This window comes from Kitasatospora sp. NPDC096204, from assembly GCF_044763205.1.
GTDB lineage: Bacteria > Actinomycetota > Actinomycetes > Streptomycetales > Streptomycetaceae > Kitasatospora.
This window is the reverse complement of the sequence record NZ_JBIWFT010000034.1, coordinates 96,222-115,757: the sequence shown is the minus strand read 5'-3', so window position 1 is coordinate 115,757 and position 19,536 is coordinate 96,222. Positions and strand designations below refer to the sequence as shown.

Sequence of the window (19,536 nt, the reverse complement as noted above, 5' to 3'; positions counted from 1 at the left end):
GCTTCCACGACGGTGTCCGGGCGCTGGAGGCCGCGGGCGTCACCCGTTTCGTGGAGCTGGGCCCCGACGCGGTGCTGACCGGGCTGGCCCGCGAGAGCGTCCAGGCGCCGGACACGGCGTTCGTCCCGCTCGGCCGCCGGCTCGGCTCGGAGAGCGTCACCCTGCTGACGGGGCTGGCCCAGCTCTACGTGGACGGCCTGGCTCCCGACTGGCAGGCGGTCTTCCCCGGTGCCGGGCGGGCGGAGCTGCCGACGTACGCCTTCCAGCACCAGCGGTACTGGCTGGCGGCGGACGTCCCGCTGGTCGTCGGCGCGCTCGACACCCCCGACCAGCAGGCCGGGGCGGGGGAGGTGGCGCCGCTGCGCGCGCGCCTCGCCGGGGTCGGCGAGTCCGAACAGCACGAGCTGCTGGTCGAGTTGGTCCGCTCGCAGAGCGCCGCCATCCTCGGCCACTCCTCCGTGGAGGCGATCGAGCCGGAGGTCGGCTTCCTGGAGGCCGGGATGGACTCGGTCTCCGGCACCGAACTGCGCATCGCACTCTCCGCGGCCACCGGGCTGGCCCTGTCCGCCGGCGTGGTCTTCGACCACCGCACCCCGGCCGACCTGGCCGCCCACCTGCGAACCGAGCTGGCCCACGGCGGGTCCGGGCTCGCCGGGGCCGGCGCCGACGGCGCTGTCGACGGCGGCGCCGAGGACGCTGCCGAGGACCTGGAGTCGATCAGCGGGCTGCTGCGCCGGGCCGCCGCCGAGGGCCGGATGGCGAAGGGGATGGCGCTGCTCGACGCGGTCGCCGAGATCCTGCCCGACTTCTCCTCGGCGGCCGAACTGGAGCGCCTGGCCGAGCCGGTCCGCCTCGCCCAGGGGGAGCAGGGACCCAAGCTGATCTGCTTCCCCTCCCCGATGGCGCTCGGCGGCGCCCACCAGTACGCCCGGTTCGCCTCGCACTTCCGTGGCCGCCGCGAGGTGGTGGTGCCGCCGGTGCCGGGGTTCGGCCCCGGGGAGGCGCTGCCGTGCTCGGTGGACGCCGTGCTCGACGTCTTCCTCGAAGGCCTGCCGGCCATGGCGGCGGGGGAGCCCTTCGTCCTGGTCGGCTACTCGTCCGGCGGCCAGTTCGCGCACGCCACCGCCGAGGTGTTGGAGAAGGCGGGCACCCCGGCGGCCGGGGTCGTCCTGCTGGACACCTACCTGCCCGGCGGCGAGGGCCAGGACGAACTCTGGCCGCAGATGTTCCGGGGCATGCTGGACCGGGAGTCCTCCTTCGGCCGGTTCAGCGCCGCCAGGCTTGCCGCGATGAGCCGCTACAGCGACCTGATCGTGGACTGCCTGCCGGGAGCGCTGTCGACCCCGGTGCTCTTCGTCCGCCCGGCGCAGCCCTTCACCGACGCGCCCGGCACCGAGGACTGGCGAGCCTCGTGGAGCGGCGAGCACCTGCTGCGGGAGGTGCCCGGCACCCACTTCACCATCCTGGAGGAGTCGGCGCCGGTGGTGGCAGAGGCGGTCGACGACTGGCTTTCGACGCTCGGAACCCTCGAAAGCTGACCGTTACTCGCCGGCCCTGCCGTCAGGGGCCCGGTGACCAGGGGCGCGGGCCATCGGTTCCGCGCCCTCGGTGTTCCCGGAAGCGGCTTGCGGTGGTGGTAGAACATCCGCCACCGAGGGGGAGAAAGTTCTACCTCGGATACGCCAAGCAATGCCAATGTGCCGAACCGCCGCCGCTTCTACCGTTGATACCAGTTCGCGTGAGGTGCGTGATTAACCGGGTGGGAGTTCCAGTGCAGACTCAGGAGAGCGGTCAGCAGGCAGTGGCCGTCCGGCTGGAAGCGGTCGAGAAGATCTACGGCAAAGGCGACAACGAGGTGGCCGCGCTCAAGAGACTGAGCATGACCTTCGATACCGGCAGCTTCACGGCCGTGATGGGCCCCTCGGGATCGGGCAAGAGCACCTTCCTGCACTGCGCCGCCGGTCTGGTCAAGCCCACTTCGGGCAAGGTGCTGGTCGGTGACACCAACCTCGCGGACCTGGACGAGGTGCGGCTCACCAAGCTGCGCCGCGACCGGATCGGCTTCATCTTCCAGTCGTTCAACCTGCTTCCGGCCCTGACGGTCATGCAGAACATCGTGCTGCCGCTCCAGCTGGCCGGCAAGCGTCCGAACAAGAGCCAGATCCTGATGGTGGTCAACCGGGTCGGTCTGGCCGACCGGCTCGACCACCTGCCCGGCCAGCTCTCCGGCGGCCAGCAGCAGCGCGTGGCGATCGCGCGAGCCCTGGTGACCCGGCCCGCCGTGGTCTTCGCCGACGAGCCGACCGGCGCCCTGGACACCCGTACCGCCGCGGCCGTGCTCGGCCTGCTGCGCGAGTCGGTGACCGCCGGCGGGCAGACCCTGGTCATGGTCACCCACGACCCGGTGGCCGCCTCCTACGCCGACCGCGTGGTCTTCCTCGCGGACGGCCGCTTCGTCGGCGAGCTGTACCAGCCGACCGCCGAGGCCGTCGCCGCGCGGATGACCCGGCTCGGCGCCTGGGACGACGAGAACTTCGAGCCCTCCTCCGCCCTGTCGGGGGGTGGCCGCTGATGCTGCTGCTGGCCCTGCGCACACTGAAGTTCCGTAAGACCGGGTTCATCGCCACCTTCGTGGCGATGTTCCTGGGTGCCGCGATCGTGATGGCCTGCGGTGGCCTGATGGAGACCGGCGTCCGGATGGCGGCCCCGCCGCAGCGCCTGGCCGGGGTGCCGATCGTGGTGACCGGTCAGCAGACCTACGACGACACCGCGCTGACCGAGCGCAACCGGATCGACCCGAGTGTGCTCGACACGGTCAAGGCGGTTCCCGGCGTCGGCAACGCGATCACCGACCTGTCGTTCCCCGCGACCGTGGTGGTGGGCGGCAAGGCGGTCGACGCCGGCTCGAAGGGCCACAACTGGTCCGGCGCCGGGCTGACCCCGTTCACGCTGACCCAGGGCGTGGCCCCGGGCAACGGCCAGGTGGTCCTCGACGCGAAGCTGTCGGCAGATTCGGGCGCCGGCGTCGGCTCCAGCGTGCAGCTGACCGTGCACGGCGCTGCCCGGACCTTCACGGTCTCCGGCATCGCCCACCAGACCACCGGCGAGACGATCCAGCCGAGCCTGTTCTTCTCCGATGCCCAGGCGCAGCAACTGGCCGATTCCAAGGGCAAGTTCGACTCCATCGGGGTGCAGCCGGCGGCCGGTGTCGACGTTGCCGCGCTGGAGCAGGCCGTGAGTTCGGCGGTCAGCGGCAAGGCGATGGTGCTCACCGGCGAGCGGCGCGGCCTGGCCGACCTGCCGGGCACGCTCTCCAGCCAGCGGACCGTGACCATCCTGGCGGCGATCTTCGGCAGCTGGGCGGTCCTGATCGTGATGTTCGGTGTCGCCTCCACGCTCGGGCTCTCGCTCCAGCAGCGGGCGCACGAGATGGCCCTGCTGCGGGCGATCGGCACCACCTCCCGGCAGGTGCGCCGGATGATCCTCGGTGAGACCGCCGTGCTGTCGGTGATCGCCACCGCCCTGGCGATCGCCCCCGGCCTCGTCGTCGGCAAGCTGCTGTACGGGCAGCTGACCGGCAACGGCGTGGTGTCCAAGGAGATCATCTTCCGCGAGGGCTGGATCCCGATCACGGTCGGCGCCTTCGCGGCGATCGCGGCCGCCATGGGCGCGGCGCTGTTCGCGGGGCGCAAGGCCGCGAAGACCGAGCCGGTCGCGGCGATGGCCGAGAGCACCCTGCAGACCAAGTGGCTCACCACCACCCGCCTGCTGCTGGCGCTGTTCTTCATGCTCAACGGCGTCACGCTGTCGGTCGTCACGGTCACGGTGATGACCGACGGTCCGACCCTGGCGAGCACCGCGGGACCGGCCTCGGTCCTGTTCGCGATCGGCGTGGCGCTGCTCGCCCCGGGGATCACCAAGGCGATCGTGGTGGCGCTCCGTTGGCCCGTCCGCGCGTTCTCCGGACTGTCCGGGTACATGGCGCTGCGCAACGCCACCACCAACAACGTCCGGATGGCGGGCGCGGTGGCTCCGATCATCCTGCTGATCGGCATCGCCAACGGCACCCTGTACATGCAGGCCACCGAGGACACCGTCTCCGCCAAGAGCTACGAGAGCAACGTGCTGGCCGACTACGTGCTCGACTCCTCGACCGGCGGCTTCGCGCCGGGCGTGATCGGCTCGGTCCGCTCCATCCCGGGCGTGTCCGGCGTCTCCGAACTGGTCAGCTCCATCGGCTTCGTGGACGCCGCAGGCAGCGGCAACACCATGGATCTGCGTGGCGTCTCGGCCAACGGTGTCCAGCAGACCATCGCGCTCGACTCGCTGAACGGATCGATCGGCGACCTGAAGGGCAACACGGTTGCCCTGTCGGACAAGCAGGCGAAGGACTTCGGCGTCCGCATCGGGGACAACCTGAAGATCCACTTCGGTGACGGCACCGCCGCCGACCCCAAGGTCGTGGCCACCTACGCCGACAACCCCCAGGAGCAGTACCTGCTGCTGCCCTCCGACGTGCTGGCCCCGCACACCACCACCGGCCTGCCGACCAAGATCCTCGTCAAGGCGGACGGCAGCGCCGACCACGCCCAGATCCAGTCCCACCTCGACGGCGTGGCGGCCACGGTGCCCGGCACCGCGATCGCCGACCGTTCCACGCTGACCAGCTCCAACAACCAGATCCAGCAGATCCTGGTCTCCTCGAACTACACCATCGTCGCCATGATCGTCGGCTACGCGGCGATCACCGTGATCAACAGCCTGGTGGCGGTGACCCGCAAGCGCCAGGGCGAGTTCGGTCTCCAGCGTCTGACCGGCTCCACCAAGGCCCAGGTGCTGGGCATGCTGAGCGTCGAAGGCGCCCTGGTCGCCGTCATCGCGACCGTCCTGGGCACCATCTCCTCGGCGACCACGATCGTCCCGTACAGCCTGGTGAAGGCCGACTCGATCCTGCCGAAGGGCTCGATCGGCATCTACCTCGCGATCATCGGCGGCGCGCTCGTCCTGATCTTCGGCGCGACCCTGTTCCCCTCCTGGAGGGGCATGCGGACGCCGCCGATCGAAACGGCCAGGTCCGCCTGACCGGCACGCCGGGGCCGCTCTTCCGTCACCCCCGGACGGAGGAGCGGCCCCACAGCCGTTTCCCGGCCGACCGCCGGTCGGTCAACTCGTCACGGCCCGTTGAGTTTTAGTAACGTGGCGCCGATCGAAAAAACCCGCGAGCACGACCGGTGGGTACGTCCTGTACGTACTCGTCGGACGGGCTCGCGGGATCACTGCTGTCACGGATGGACGATCGCTCAGGTGTACTTCGCTTACCGCCCTTCCTTCGACCCGTCCATCGACCGAGCCGCGGATCCGGAGGCCTTGCCCATATCCCGCCGGGCCACATCCCCCTGCGCGGGCCCGAGCGAGACCTGGTGAACATCAGGAACGGCCTGCACGAGTTCCCCGCCCGACTCCGCCGGGCCGGCACCGACCTGGTGGTAGGGGTGCTGATCGCGCTGGGCGCCATGCTCTCGGTCTGCCTGTTCCTGATCACCGCCTATTTCGTGATCCTCTTCGTCATCGGTATCGGCGCGGTGATGCTGCCGATCGTGACCAAGTGGGTCCGCTGGCTGTGCAACGCCAACCGGCGGGTGGCCGCCCGATCGGGAATCGAGATCGCCGTTCCCTACCGGCCGGAGCCCCAGGAGTTCGAGAAGGACATCGTCGGCTGGATCCGCCGCTGCAAATGGATTCTGACCGATCCGGCCAGCTGGCGGGACCTGCTCTGGCTGCTGCTCAACTCGGTCGTCGGCATGATCGGTTTCCTGCCCGCCGTGGTGCTCTACTACGTCCTCGAAGGGTTTGCGCTGGCCTGCGGCCTGTGGCGGCCCATCCTGCGGGCGCAGGGCACCGGGCGCGAGTACTTCTTCGTCCCGATCCAGAGCCAACCCACCGCCGCCCTGGGCGCGCTGGCGGCAGCGGCGCTCTTCGTCGTCTGGGTGTGGTACAGCCCGGCCTTCCTCACCGCGCACGCGTACTTCACCCGCCTGCTGCTCGGCCCCACCGAGCGCTCCCGACTCGCCGTCCGGGTCCAGCACCTGGCCGAGACCCGATCCGGTGCCCTGGACGCGGCCGCCGCCGAACTGCGCCGGATCGAACGCGACCTGCACGACGGTGCCCAGGCCAGGCTGGTCAGCCTCGGCATGACCCTCGGGGCGCTCGAACGCCATCTCGGCAGCGAGTCGGACGAGGCCCGCAGGCTGCTGCGCGACGCCCGCACCTCCTCCATCTCGGCCCTGCGTGAGCTGCGCGACCTGGTGCACGGCATCCACCCGCCGATCCTCGCCGAACGCGGCCTGGCCGACGCGCTGCGCGCCCTCGGCCTGGCCAGCCCGCTCCGGGTCGAGGTGACGGTGAGCATCCCGGGCGAGGTGCCGCCACCGCTCGAATCCGCCCTGTACTTCGCGGTGTCCGAGCTGCTGACCAACGCCCTGAAGTACTCCGGCGCCGAGCACGTCGAGGTCAGCGCCTGGCAGGACGGCGCCGTGCTGCACGCCCGGGTCATCGACGACGGCCGCGGTGGTGCCGACCCCACCGCGGGAACCGGTCTGCACGGCATCCGCCGGCGGCTGGCCACCTTCGACGGAACCCTCGACATCAGTAGCCCGCTGGGTGGTCCGACCGCAATCAAGATGGAGATACCGTGCGTGTTGTCCTCGCTGAAGACCTCTTCCTCCTGAGGCAGGGGCTGATCCAACTCCTGGACGCCTACGGCTTCGAGACCGTGGCGGCCGTCGACAACGGTCCCGACCTGCTCGAGGCCGCCGCCAGGCATCGTCCCGACATCCTGATCGTCGACGTCCGGCTGCCGCCGACCTTCACCACCGAAGGCCTCAAGGCCGCCCTGCAGGCCAGGCGTGAGATCCCCAAACTCCCGATCCTCGTGCTCTCCCAGCACGTCGAGCAGATGTACGCCAGGGAGCTGCTCGCCGACGGCACCGGCGGCATCGGTTACCTGCTCAAGGACAGCGTCTTCGACAACGAGCAGTTCATCGACGCGATCCGCCGGGTCGCCGCCGGCGGCACCGCCATGGACCCCTCCGTGGTCTCCCAACTGATGGTGAGCCACGCACGCGACGAACCGCTCGCCGCACTCACGGTACGAGAGCGCAGCGTCCTGGAGCTGATGGCCGAGGGCTGCTCCAACACCGCCATCGCACAACGCCTCGTCATCACCGAGGGTGCGGCGGCCAAGCACATCTCGAGCATCTTCGTCAAGCTCATGCTGCCCCCGGACAGCGACAGCAACCGGCGCGTCCTGGCGGTCCTCGCCTACCTCAACGCCTGAGTGGACGCACGAGGCCCTGTCCGGCCGGTCGCGCCGGGAGGAAGCCGGAGTGGCCGCCGCTGCTCGGTCGCCGCCTACGCGGCGCGCAAGGCCCTCACCCGCCGCGCCTGACCCCCGGAAACGCGAACGGCCGGCGAGGGCTGCTGCCCTCCGCCGGCCGTCGAGGTCCGTGACGGTTACCGCGCGCCCCACTCCTGGTCGGTCGGCACGATCTCGCGGCCGAGCGGCATCAGCGAGACCGGGATCATCTTCAGGTTGGCCCACCCGAAGGGGATGCCGATGATCGACAGGAACAGCGGGATGCTGGTGATCAGGTGCCCGAGAGCCAGCCACCAGCCGGCGAACACCAGCCAGATGACGTTCCCCACGCAGGACGCCGGCCCCGCGTCCGGCCGCTCCACCGCCGTCCGCCCGAACGGCCACAGGATGAACCCGGCCAGCCGGAACGACGCGATGCCGAACGGGATCGTGATGATGAGTACGCAGCAGATGATTCCCGCGACCACGTAGGCAAGAGCCATCCAAATGCCGCAGAAAATCAGCCAGATGACATTGAGGATGAACCTTATTGCACTCATGCGGGATACCTTCTCACGGCTGGTGGCGTTGCACTACGACCGTGCCATGCCCGTCGGCGAGCGTGTCCACGCCCTTAGGGGTCGTACCTCAGGGACCGGTCCGGGTCGCAGCCTCGGACGGAACACCCGGGGCCCCGGCGCCGATCGAAGGTGAAGGGGGATGATCGCATGACTCGCCGATATCCCTTGACCAAGGGGCAAGGGATTCGGAAGTTCGATTCCTGACATCTCGGCCGGTGTTTTCGTGGGTCGTAGGACGCTTTCGTTCGGTCAGGGTCGGCTGTGCCGGTTCAGGAAGTCGGTCAGGGCACGTTCGGGGGCGTTTCCTCCCGGGCCCGGCGCGGTGGCGGGCCGGGGCCGGCGGCAGGGGTCGGGTCGGCTCCTGACAGGTCGGAGGTGGTGCCTGCGCCCACCGGGGGCGGTCGCCTTCTGCGACAATCGACCGGCCGGTGACCAGGACGAAGGGAGGCCCGGATGGGTGCGGGCGGGGCGCGGTCGCGGATTCCGCAGCTGCGGCTGGACGAGCTGTTGGAGGAACTCCAGGCCCGGATCGACGCGGCCCGGGGCACCCGGGACCGGGTGCACAGCCTCCTGGAGGCGGTCCTGTCGGTCGGGCGCGAGCTGGACCTGACGCAGGTGCTGCGCAGGATCGTGGAGGCCGCGGCCCTGCTGGTGGACGCCCGGTACGCGGCACTCGGCGTGATCGGGCCGGACGGCGAGACGCTCTCCGACTTCCTGACCGTGGGGATGTCACCGGAGGAGATCGCGAGGATCGGCCCGTACCCGACGGGCCGGGGGCTTTTGGGCGAGCTGATCCGCAACCCCGAGCCGCTGCGCCTGGAGGAGCTGTCGGAGCACCCGGCGTCGTACGGCTGCCCGGCGCACCACCCGGTGATGCGGACCTTCCTCGGCGTTCCGGTCCGGGTGCGCGACGAGGTGTTCGGCAACCTCTACCTGACCGACAAGCGGGGCGGTGAGGAGTTCGACGCCGACGACGAGTCCGTGATCGCCACCCTGGCCGTCGCGGCCGGCGTGGCGATCGACAACGCCCGCCTGTACGAGGAGGCCCAGCGCCAGCAGCGTTGGCTGAGCGCGAGCGCGGAGATCACCCGGAGCCTGCTGTCGGGCAGTTCCCGCTCCGAGGTGACGGAGCTGATCGCGCGGCGGGCGCAGGAGATCACCGGCGCCCGGCTGGCGGACGTGTCGGTACCCGTCCCGGGTACCGACACGGTCCGGGTGGAGCTGGCCCTCGGCGGCGACACGGCCGCCAGGCAGGGCCTGGTGGTGCCGCTGGACGGGACGCTGTCGGGGGAGGCGAGCGCACAGGGCTCTCCGGCGACCACGGTAGACCTGGCGGGTGATCCGCGGCTGTCCGGCGGCCCTCGGCGGTTCGAGGGACTCGGACCGGCGGTGGCGGTCCCGCTGGGCCGGACCGAGGGGCCGAGCGAGGGCGTGCTGCTGCTGGCCAGGGAGGCCGGTGAACCGGCCTTCACCGAGCGGGAGATCGGCCCGCTGCTCGGCTTCGCCGACCAGGCGGCACTGGCGCTGGAGCTGGCGGAGCGGCGTCGGGACGCCGAGCAGCTGGTGCTGCTGGAGGACCGCGACCGGATCGCCCGCGACCTGCACGACCTCGCCATCCAGCGGCTCTTCGCGACCGGGATGACGCTGCAGAGCGCGTCCCGGTTCATCGAACACCCGGGTGCGTCGGACCGGGTGCTCCGTGCGGTCGGCGACCTGGACGAGACCATCAAGATCATCCGATCGACGATCTTCGGGCTCCGCGCGCGCGAGGAGCGCGGCGGGCAGGGCCTGCGGGCCAGGGCCATGCGGACGGTCGAACGGGCGCAGGCGGTCCTGGGCTTCCCGCCCCGGCTGAGCATGGAGGGCCTGCTGGACACCGACGTCCCGGCGGAGGTCGCGGAACACGTCGTGGCCGTCCTGGGGGAGGCGCTGAGCAACGCCGCCCGGCACGCGAAGGCGAACCGCGTGGAGGTCGCGCTGCACGCCACCGGGCAGCGGGTCGTACTGACGGTGCAGGACAACGGTGTCGGCGTCCCCGCGCAGGGGCGGCGCAGCGGCCTGCGCAATCTCGCCGAGCGGGCGGAAGGCCTCGGGGGCGCGTTCGAGGTGATCAGCCCGACCGAGGGAGGCACCCGGCTGACCTGGTCCGCCCCGCTGGCGTGAGGACCGGCCGGCCGCGCTCGCGGGGTCGGCCACGGCTCGCGGGGCCTGGCGGGCCGGTCATGCCTCGCGGGTGTTCGCGGGGCCGGTCACGGCTCGCCGGGGGGTGAACCGGGCAGGGAACGCCCGGTCACCAGTTCCGGGCGGATGCGGATGGTCACGTGGCCGGCGGCCGGTTCCGCGGGCGTGGGCACGACGGCGGGAACGGGGCGGCCCTCCGGGGCGTCGGCGGTGACGGCCGCCCGCCCGAGGACGGTGACGCTCCAGCCGCTGCCGTCAGCCTCGCTGAGTTCGCCCACCTCGAAGGCGACCACCGCGTCGGCGACCGCCCGGGCGATCTCGGAGTCGGCGTCGGCGCGGAACAGGACGCTGCCGTCCGCCGCGATCCGGTGACGGACCGGCATGACGGCCGGCAGCGCACCAACGGTATAGACCAGTCGGCCGACGGCTGTCCCGCTGAGAAGCCTCAGGCACTGCAGCTCGTCCAGTGGTGTGAATTCGGCGGTCATGGCATCCATGCTCGGCGGGGGCACGTCCTTCCGCGAGGGGCTGATGGTCCCCCGAAGGCCCCGGGTGGTCCCCGGACACCGGGTGCTTTCGGCCCGGGCGCGGGTGCCGCTCAGACGGCCCGGCCGCTCAGACGGTCCGGCGGGTCGGACGGCCAGGCGGGTCAGAGGGTTCGGCGGGCCGACTGCGGGTCCTGGCCGGTCAGCACCTGGTTGGCGATGATCGCGGCCTGGACCCGGCGCTCCACACCGAGCTTGGCGAGCAGCCGGGAGATGTGGTTCTTGACGGTCTTCTCGGCGAGGAAGAGCCGCTGGCCGATCTGCCGGTTGGTCAGGCCCTCGCCGACCAGGGCGAGGATCTCCCGCTCGCGGTCGGTGAGCTGCGGGAAGTCGGACGGCTGCTGGGCCGCGGCCTCACCGCGCAGCCGGGCCATCAGCCGGGTGGCGGCACCGGGATCGAGCATGGACTGCCCGGAGGCGACCGTGCGGACCGCGGAGACGAGGTCGGTGCCGCTGATCTGCTTGAGGACGTACCCGGCCGCGCCGGCCATGATCGAGTCGAGCAGGGCCTCCTCGTCGTCGAAGGAGGTGAGGATCAGGCAGGCCAACTCCGGCATGCGGGAGCGCAGTTCGCGGCAGACGGTCACGCCGTCGCCGTCGGGCAGGCGCATGTCCAGGATCGCGACGTCCGGGCGCAGGGCGGGAACGCGGGTGAGCGCCTGCGTCATCGTGGAGGCCTCGCCGACCACCGTGAAGCCGGGCTCCGCGTCCAGCAGGTCGTGCACACCCCGTCGGACCACCTCGTGGTCGTCGAGGAGGAACACCTTCACCGGCTCGCCCGCGTCGGCCACCGTGTCGTCCGCCATCACCGCTCCGTGCTCAGCCCGCCCCAGGGGCAGGTCGTACAGATCTCACCGCAGTGTGCCGGATATCGGGGCGCGCCGGTAGGGCCGGACGGCCCTATCCCACGACCCGAGGCATTGCCGACGGCGGCGGAACCGGGACCCAGGGCGCTACCGACGGTGGCGGGACCGGGACCCAAGGCGCTGCCGACGGGACCTTCAGCCCTCGGCCCGGCGGGCCGGCGCGCGGCAGTCTGAAGCCCACCCGGAAAGGAACTCCGATGACCCGTCTGCAGAGCCGTCCCGCCCCCGCCGTCCTGGTGACGACCCGTGGTGAGGTCTCCCTGGCCGCGCCCGACTACGCCCGGACCAAGCTGCTCGCCGTACTCGAACGTCTCGATGAGCCGGTCCTCTCCGTTCGGGTGAGGCTCACCCAGGAGCCCAACCACGCCGTGGCCAGGCCGTCGACCGCCCAGGCCACGATCGATCTGAACGGCCGTCCGGTGCGGGCCCATGTCGCCGCCGCCACCATGCAGGAGGCCGTCGACCTGCTCCAGGACCGGCTGAACGCCAGGATCGCCCGGGTCCGGGCCCACCGGCACCACCACCGCCACCACGCCGGGCAGCTCGCCGCCGCGGGGCGCGAACACCGGCCGCAGCGCCGGGTGTTGGGTGCCGAGGAGCGCCGCATCGTGCGGCACAAGAGCTACAGCCTCGCGCGTCAGAGCACGTGGGCGGCGGTGTTCGAACTGGAGGCGATGGATTACGACTTCCACCTGTACACCGACGCGGTGACGGGCTGCGACAGCGTCGTCCACCACGACGGCGAGACGGGGGAGTACCGGATCGCGTCGGCCGGAGCGGCGCCGGAGACCGAGCCGGGCATCTCGGTGAGCACCCACGAGGCGCCCGAACTGACCGTCGCCGACGCCGTCTCGCGGCTCGACCTCAGCGGCCTGCCCTTCGTCTTCTTCACCGACAGCGAGACCGGGCGCGGCAATGTGCTGTACCACCGGTACGACGGCCACTACGGCGTCATCACCCCCGTGCGGTAGCCGGGGCGAGCCGACCCGGCGGGGCCGCTCCCCGGCCGCCCCGGGTCGGCCCCGCCCCGTCCCGGCCCCCGTCCCGGCCCGATCGTCAACGGCCCGCCACCGAAGCCACGGTGGCGGGCCGTCGGCGTGCGGTGTGCGGCCGTGCGGCATTCGGCGGCGGTCGCGCGGCGGAGGCCGGAAGCCGTAAGCCCGATGCCGCGCCCACCCGGGGATGGACGCGGCATCGGGGCGTCGCGGGCTCAGCCGAAGGCGGTCTTCAGTGCCTGGAACGCCGTCTTCGGGTCGGACAGGGCGTGGTAGACCGGCGGAATCGGATTATCGAGGCCGAGCAGCCGGTAGACGGCGTGCATGGCGCCGCGCACCGAGTACTCGACGGTGAAGACGACGTCCTCGGGAATCTCGACGAACTGGCCGAGGAAGGCGAAGTTCCGGGCGCCGTGCGGGATCACCAGCGGCCGGTCGTGGACACCGCGCCGGACGAACTGGCTGGTGATGTAGGGCATCATCACGGTGGTGACCGTGGTGGTGGCGCGCACCTCGTCGGCGATGTCGTCGAAGCCGAGCTGGCCGAGGAGTTCGTCCAGGATCTCCCGGCCGGTCGACTCGGCCATCGCCTTGCCGGTGTGCTCGCCGGGCGTGTCGATGAACAGGCCGTAGCCCCACAGGGTGAGGACGTCCTCGGGCTGGCCCTCGAAGTGCGGCGGGCGCGGCACCACGACGGACATCAGCCAGGGCGAGTCCTTGAACGTCATCAGCGCACCGGTGCCGGGGGCGTTGCCGGAGAACTCCTCGATCCGCTTCAGCAGGGCGGGGCTGCGCATGGTCAACGTGAAGGACTGCCAGGCGGCTTCGGCGATGTTGCCGTTGAAGACGGCGGGCCGGCCGAAGTCGGGGGCCTTGCGGGAGAGCGTCTCCCAGAGTGCCCAGCCGCCGTCGCGCTTGTCGCGGACCAGCTCGGCCACGGTGTCGTCCGAGCCGTAGGCGGCGTCCGCGGTCATCGAGCCGAGGGTGATGAACGCCAGGTCGGGATCGGCGAGTTCGAGGGTCTCCGGCCGGCCGTCCCGGTCGAGGTGGAGGCGCTTGGCGCGGCGGATGCCGCGGTCCTCGGTGAAGTCGACGTCCCGCACCGTGACGCCGTGCTCGAAGCGCACCCCGCGCTCGGTCAGCCACCGGACGAGCGGCCGGACGATCGAGTCGTACTGGTTCAGCCGGGTTCGGCGGACCCCGGAGAGGGTGTGGATGCGCGGGAACTCCTGGACGAAGCGCAGGAAGTAGCGCTTGAGCTCGATCGCGCTGTGCCAGTTCTGGAAGGCGAAGGTGGTGCGCCACATCGCCCAGAAGTTGGTGGCGAAGAAGTGTTCGGAGAAGAACTCGTCGATCCGCCGGGGGCCGATCACCGACTCGGGCAGGGCCAGCAGACGGGCGAGTTCCATCCGGTCGCGGGTGTCCAGGCCGAGTTGCGAGGCGTCCAGGATGCGGTGGTCCCGGTCGATCAGGCGCGCCTTGGCGTCGGTGGGCCACTGTTCGTTGAAGGCGAGGATCTCCTGTCGGACCGTCCGGTCCGGGTCGTCCAGGGTGGGGATCGTCTCCAGGAGGTTCCACAGGCAGGTGTACGCCTCGTCCTCCAGCATCCGCCCGCCGCGCGTCACGTAGCCCTGTTCGGCGGCTCCCCGGCCGTCCAGTGAGCCGCCGGCCAGGGGGAGCTCCTCCAGGACGTGGATGTTCTCACCGGGGAACTCGCCGTCCCGGATCAGGAAGGCCGCTGCGGCGAGGGAGGCGATGCCGCCCCCGACGAGGTAGGCCTTGGTCTCCCGCGAGCTGTCGATCATGGTTTCTCCGGATGTGCGGGTCGGCGCCCCTGGGCGCCCTGCGTCGGGTCGGCAGGCTGCTTCCAGCCTTCTGGGACCGGGGCGGTGGCCGCGAGGGCCGAGTGGTCCCGGCCGCGGGACCACTGGTCCCGGGCGGTCGGGTCGTGACCACCGGACGTCCCCGGGGCGGCCGCGCGGTACGCTGAGCGGTTCCGGTGGCTCGATCCGATCCGAGCCCGTTCCGTCCTTCCGAAGGAGACACCTCTCGTGGCCAGCCCGACCCAGACGCTGGAGTTCCAGGCGGAGACCCGCCAGCTGTTGCAGCTGGTGATCCACTCGATCTACTCGAACAAGGACATCTTCCTGCGCGAGCTGATCTCCAACGCCTCCGACGCCCTCGACAAACTCCGCCTGGAGTCCCTCACCGACAGCGGCCTCGGTGTCGACACCTCCGACCTGCACATCAGGCTGGACGTCGACCGGGACGCCCGCACCCTGACGGTACGGGACAACGGCATCGGCATGACCCGCGACGACGTCGTCGACCTGATCGGCACCATCGCCAAGTCCGGCACCGCGAGTCTGCTGGCCAAGATCAAGGAGGCCAAGGACGCGGAGGCGGCGCAGAGCCTGATCGGCCAGTTCGGGGTCGGCTTCTACTCGGCGTTCATGGTCGCGGACAAGGTCGCCCTGCACACCCGCCGGGCCGGCACCGAGCAGGGCACCGTGTGGGAGTCCGACGGTGAGGGCACCTACACGATCGCGGAGGCCGGTGACCTGCCGGTCGGCACGTCGGTCACGCTGCACCTCAAGCCCGCGGACGGCGAGGACGGGCTGGGCGACTACCTGGCCGCGTGGAAGATCCGCCAGATCGTCAAGCAGTACTCGGACTTCATCCGCTGGCCCATCCGGATGGCCCCCGAACCCGCGGGCACCGGCGCCGGGTTCGGAGCCGAGACCGGCACCGAGTCCGGCACGGAGTCCGGCACCGAAGGCGAAGCCGCGGGCGAGCGCGGGGACGAGCTGGAGACGCTGAACTCGATGAAGGCGCTGTGGGCCCGTCCCCGCAGCGAGGTGACCGAGGCCGAGTACAACGACTTCTACCAGCAGATCAGCCATGACTGGCAGCCCCCGGCCGAGACCGTCCACATGCGCGCCGAGGGCACCTTCGAGTACGAGGCGCTGCTGTTCATCCCCTCCCACGCCCCGTTCGACCTGTTCTCCCATGACGCCAAGCGCGGTGTGCAGCTGTACGTCAAGCGGGTGTTCATCATGGACGACTGCGACGCGCTGATGCCGAACTACCTGCGGTTCGTCAAGGGGGTCGTCGACGCCCACGACCTGTCGCTGAACGTCTCCCGCGAGATCCTGCAGCACGACCGCCAGATCACCGCCGTGCGCCGGCGCCTCGTCAAGAAGGTCCTCGGCGCCCTCAAGGAGATGCGGGCCGGCAGGCCCGACGCCTACACCGCGCTGTGGGAGCAGTTCGGCCGGGTCCTCAAGGAGGGCCTGATCGAGGACCGCGACAACACCGACGCGCTGCTGGAACTGGTCAGCGCCGCCTCGACCGACGACGCGGAGAAGACGACCACGCTGCGCGAGTACGTCGCGCGGATGAAGGACGGCCAGGACACCATCTACTACCTGACCGGCGAGAACCGGGCCATGGTGGAGAACTCCCCGCACATGGAGGCGTTCACCGCCAAGGGGTACGAGGTCCTGATCCTCACCGACCCGGTCGACGAGGTCTGGACCGACCAGATCCCCGCCTTCGACGGCCACCGCTTCCAGTCCATCGCCAAGGGCCAGGTCGACCTCGACGGCGACGCCGAGGGTGACGGCGGCGACGAGGCGAAGACCGAGAAGGCCCAGCGCGAACAGGACTTCGCCGCCCTCCTCGGCTGGCTCCAGAACGCCCTGGCCGACCACGTCAAGCAGGTCCGCCTCTCCACCCGCCTGACCACCTCCGCCGCGTGCCTGGTCGGTGACGCGCACGACCTGACCCCCACCCTGGAGAAGATGTACCGGGCCATGGGCCAGGAACTCCCGCCCGTCAAGCGGATCCTGGAACTCAACCCCACCCACCCCCTGGTCACCGCCCTGCGCCAGGCACACGAGGCGAACGCCGACGACCCCGCGCTCGCCGACACCGCCGAACTCGTCCACGGCAGCGCCCTGCTCGCCGAAGGCGGCGACCTGCCCGACCCGGCCCGCTTCACCCGCCTGCTGACCGACCGCCTCACCCACACCCTGTAACCCCGCCCGGGGTGCGGCCCGCCCACGCCGACCGGCCCGGCCGGCCGCACCCCGCGCGTGTGTCGCGTGTGTGTGGGCAGCGGGCCCGGCGAGGGCGGGCGCGGGCCGGTGCGGTGGCTGGGGTAGCGTTCCTCTGTCCACCAACCGGCCCGCCCCGTCGGGCTCTTGAGCGGAAGCCCCGATGATCGAAGCCGGCTACTCGGCCGCCCCTGCCGTCTTGCCCGTGTTCGTCGTCCTCGCCCTGATGAGCTCGGCCGGAACCGCGTGGTGGGCCCGCCGGAGGGGGTGGCCGTCGCGCCGGCGGTGCTGTGGGGGTTGAGTCTGGCGGGCGAGGTGGCGGTGACGCCGACGGCCGCCGGGTACACGGGGCGCCCGAGTTGCACGTGGCGGCCGCGGTGCTGGGTGCGGTGCCGGATGCGGACCGGCACGGCACGGCCTGAGCGGCACGGTGCACGGCGCGCCCCGGGGCGGTCCGGGGCGCCCCGGGACGGCCCAGGGCGCCCCGGGGCGTAAGGTCGGGATACCCTGCGGGGGTAACAAGGGGCAGTGCGGAGGACGGGAGGCGGAGGATGGCGCGCTCGCGGTCGCGGGTGTTCGGTCCGCCGGTGCCATGGGCGCCGCGCCTGCTGCTGCTCGCCGCGCTGCTGCTCGGCATCGTGACCATGCACACCCTCGGTCATCCGAGCGGCGGGCACGGTGGCTCCGGCGGGCACGAGGGCCCGGGGACGCACGCCTCCGCGATGCACCCGGCGGGCGCCGTCCACCACGGACCGGCCGTCGAGCCCGTCCGCTACGCCGCCTCCGCGGCTGACCTCGCCGCCGACCCCGCCGCCCCCGGCGGCATGGACCCGATGACGGTCTGCCTCGCCGTCCTGGCCGGCTGGACCCTGGTGTTCCTCCTCGCCGGCTCGCTGCTGCGCCACAGCGGTGACGCCGCCGCCGACGTACGGGCCCGGCTGCTGCGGGCCGTACGCGCGCTGCCCCCGCCCGGAGGCGGGCGGATACTCCTCACCCGGCTTTCGGTGCTGCGTCAGTAGGCGCGCGCCCGCCGTTCCGTGCCCGCGCCCGCTCAGGGGCGCCCACGCGCACATCAACGCGCCCGCTCGCACTCCCGAGTGCCCGCGTGCGGAACGGCCGACGCGACGTCCTGCACACCCACACACCGCACGAGGTGCACTCCGTCATGCGCACACCCACCCGTCGTACCGTCCTCGGCGCCGCGCTCGCCGCCGCCGGGACCGGCCTGCTCACCGCCTGCTCCTCCGACTCGATGAAGGGCATGGACCACGCGTCCATGGGCCACGGCCCCACGGGCGGAGCGACCGCGACCGCCGCCCCGGCCGGCTACCTCGCCCCGAACGGCCCCGAAGTCGCCGCCGCCGAGGCCGCGCGCAACCCGGGCCCGGAGCGCAGGGTCGCGCTCACCGCCACCGAGACCACCCTCGACCTGGGCGGCCGCACCGTCCGCAGCTGGGCGTACGGCGACCGGCTGCCCGGCCAGGAGGTGCGCGCCACCCTCGGCGACACCCTCGCCGTCACCCTGGCCAACCACCTGCCGCAGGCCACCTCGCTGCACTGGCACGGCCTCGCGCTGCGCAACGACATGGACGGCGTCCCGGGCCTGACCCAGGCCGACGTCAGGCCTGGCGCCTCCTTCGAGTACCGCTTCGCGCTCAGCCACCCGGGCACCTACTGGTTCCACCCGCACTCCGGCGTCCAGCAGGACCGCGGCCTGTACGCCCCGCTGATCGTCGAGGACCCGAAGGAGCCGCTCGCCTACGACAGGGAGTGGGTCGTCGTCCTGGACGACTGGGTGGACGGCGTCGACGGCAGCACCCCGGACGCCGTCCTCGCCGAACTCGCCAAGGGCATGGGCGGGATGGGCGGGATGTCCGGAATGGACCACGCGGGCGGCATGGACCACACGGGCGGCTCCGGGCACGACATGTCCGGGATGCCGGGCATGAACGCGGCCGGCACACCCGGCACGCCCGGCACGGCCGCCGGCCCGAGCCGGATGCTGATGGGCGCCCGGAGCCCACTGCTGGGTGGCGACGCCGGCGACGTCGCGTACCCGTTCCACCTGGTCAACGGCAGGCTCGCCAGCGCGCCCGAGACCTTCACCGCCAAGCCCGGCGACCGGATCCGGATCCGGCTGGTCAACGCCGGCGGCGACACCGCCTACCGGGTCGCCCTCGGCGGCCACGAGCTGACCGTCACCCACACCGACGGCTTCCCGGTCGAACCGGCCACCACCCAGGCGCTGCTGCTCGGCATGGGCGAGCGCTACGACGTCCTGGTCACCGCCAAGGACGGCGCCTTCCCGCTGACCGCGCTGGCCGAGGGCAAGAACGCCACCGCCCTGGCCGTGCTGCGCACCGGCGGCGGTGCCGCGCCCGACGCCGCCGTCCGCCCGGCGGAGCTGGACGGCCGGCTGGTCACCGCCGGGCAGCTCAAGGCCGCCCAGGGCGTCCGGCTGCCCGCCAAGGCGCCGGACCGCACGGTGAAGCTGGAGCTCACCGGCGGGATGGCGAAGGCCGACTGGGCGTTCGACAACCGCAAGTACGACCCGGCGCAGCGCCACCCGGTGGCGGCGGGCGAGCGGGTGCGGCTGGAGTTCCGCAACAGCACCGGCATGTGGCACCCCGTCCACCTGCACGGCCACAGCTTCGCGCTGCCCGGCGACGGCCCGCGCAAGGACACCGCGGTCGTGCTGCCGGGCACGACCCTGACCGTCGACTTCGACGCCGACAACCCGGGCCTGTGGATGGTGCACTGCCACAACGTCTACCACGCGGAGACGGGCATGATGACCGTCCTCGGCTACCGGGCCTGACCCGCAAGCCCCCCCCCGCGGAAATGATCCCGGGTTTCACCCCGGGAGTGGCCCCGAACCGGCGCGACGGTTCGGGGCCACTCCGTTCGCGGCACCCGACCCACCACGCCGTGCCACCGCGCCGACCTGCGCGGCCAT

At 71.9% G+C, this 19,536-nt stretch carries 14 protein-coding genes; 10 read left to right on the top strand and 4 right to left on the bottom strand.

Features of this window, described 5'->3' with window-relative positions:
- The 5 genes from ACIQ87_RS30555 to ACIQ87_RS30535 form a co-directional block, all read left to right on the top strand.
- Positions 1–1,538 (top strand): alpha/beta fold hydrolase (locus ACIQ87_RS30555; protein WP_402412877.1); only part of this gene is annotated, 1,538 nt, incomplete at its 5' end.
- 233 nt (positions 1,539–1,771) lie between these two features.
- Entirely contained in the window at positions 1,772–2,572 is an 801-nt protein-coding gene (locus ACIQ87_RS30550) for an ABC transporter ATP-binding protein (protein WP_380452069.1), read from the top strand.
- Positions 2,572–5,082 carry an ABC transporter permease gene (locus ACIQ87_RS30545; RefSeq protein ID WP_402412874.1) on the top strand — a complete coding sequence of 837 codons (2,511 nt, stop codon included), beginning with the start codon at positions 2,572–2,574 and terminating at the stop codon, positions 5,080–5,082. The genes ACIQ87_RS30550 and ACIQ87_RS30545 overlap by 1 nt, the downstream gene beginning before the upstream one ends.
- Before the next feature lie 338 nt (positions 5,083–5,420).
- Complete coding sequence (locus tag ACIQ87_RS30540) at positions 5,421–6,728, top strand: sensor histidine kinase (protein ID WP_402412871.1); 1,308 nt, start codon at positions 5,421–5,423, stop codon at positions 6,726–6,728.
- Entirely contained in the window at positions 6,692–7,336 is a 645-nt protein-coding gene (locus ACIQ87_RS30535) for a response regulator (RefSeq protein WP_380452078.1), read from the top strand. Before ACIQ87_RS30540 ends, ACIQ87_RS30535 begins: the two co-directional genes overlap by 37 nt.
- A 176-nt stretch (positions 7,337–7,512) precedes the next feature.
- On the opposite strand, the gene ACIQ87_RS30530 is transcribed toward ACIQ87_RS30535, so the two are convergent.
- The gene (locus ACIQ87_RS30530; protein ID WP_402412868.1) at positions 7,513–7,914 is read right to left on the bottom strand and encodes a YccF domain-containing protein; all 402 of its coding nucleotides are present in this window, start codon (positions 7,912–7,914) and stop codon (positions 7,513–7,515) included.
- A 474-nt stretch (positions 7,915–8,388) separates the two neighbouring features.
- Here ACIQ87_RS30530 and ACIQ87_RS30525 point away from each other — a divergent pair, with 474 nt between their 5' ends.
- Positions 8,389–10,098, top strand: coding sequence for a GAF domain-containing protein (locus tag ACIQ87_RS30525; RefSeq protein ID WP_402412865.1), 1,710 nt, complete (start codon positions 8,389–8,391; stop codon positions 10,096–10,098).
- 86 nt (positions 10,099–10,184) lie between these two features.
- Here the strand turns inward: ACIQ87_RS30525 and ACIQ87_RS30520 are convergent, their stop codons facing one another.
- Positions 10,185–10,604: a pyridoxamine 5'-phosphate oxidase family protein gene (locus ACIQ87_RS30520; RefSeq protein ID WP_402412862.1), complete on the bottom strand. Its 420-nt coding sequence runs from the start codon at positions 10,602–10,604 to the stop codon at positions 10,185–10,187.
- A 161-nt stretch (positions 10,605–10,765) separates the two neighbouring features.
- A complete protein-coding gene (locus ACIQ87_RS30515) occupies positions 10,766–11,467 on the bottom strand; it encodes a response regulator (RefSeq protein ID WP_402412859.1) in 702 nt (233 codons plus the stop codon).
- 257 nt (positions 11,468–11,724) lie between these two features.
- Here ACIQ87_RS30515 and ACIQ87_RS30510 point away from each other — a divergent pair, with 257 nt between their 5' ends.
- The gene (locus ACIQ87_RS30510) at positions 11,725–12,498 is read left to right on the top strand and encodes an HPF/RaiA family ribosome-associated protein (RefSeq protein WP_402412856.1); all 774 of its coding nucleotides are present in this window, start codon (positions 11,725–11,727) and stop codon (positions 12,496–12,498) included.
- A 239-nt stretch (positions 12,499–12,737) separates the two neighbouring features.
- On the opposite strand, the gene ACIQ87_RS30505 is transcribed toward ACIQ87_RS30510, so the two are convergent.
- The gene (locus ACIQ87_RS30505; RefSeq protein WP_402412853.1) at positions 12,738–14,327 is read right to left on the bottom strand and encodes an oleate hydratase; all 1,590 of its coding nucleotides are present in this window, start codon (positions 14,325–14,327) and stop codon (positions 12,738–12,740) included.
- A gap of 246 nt (positions 14,328–14,573) precedes the next feature.
- On the opposite strand from ACIQ87_RS30505, the gene htpG reads away from it, so the two are divergent.
- The 3 genes from htpG to ACIQ87_RS30490 all read left to right on the top strand — a co-directional run bounded on the left by htpG (position 14,574) and on the right by ACIQ87_RS30490 (position 19,398).
- Entirely contained in the window at positions 14,574–16,562 is a 1,989-nt protein-coding gene (htpG, locus tag ACIQ87_RS30500) for a molecular chaperone HtpG (protein ID WP_402412850.1), read from the top strand.
- A 569-nt stretch (positions 16,563–17,131) separates the two neighbouring features.
- On the top strand, positions 17,132–17,599 hold the full coding sequence (locus tag ACIQ87_RS30495) for a hypothetical protein (RefSeq protein WP_402412847.1): 468 nt from the start codon (positions 17,132–17,134) through the stop codon (positions 17,597–17,599).
- Between the two features lie 146 nt (positions 17,600–17,745).
- The gene (locus tag ACIQ87_RS30490; RefSeq protein ID WP_402412845.1) at positions 17,746–19,398 is read left to right on the top strand and encodes a multicopper oxidase family protein; all 1,653 of its coding nucleotides are present in this window, start codon (positions 17,746–17,748) and stop codon (positions 19,396–19,398) included.
- The last annotated feature ends 138 nt before the right edge of the window (positions 19,399–19,536 follow it).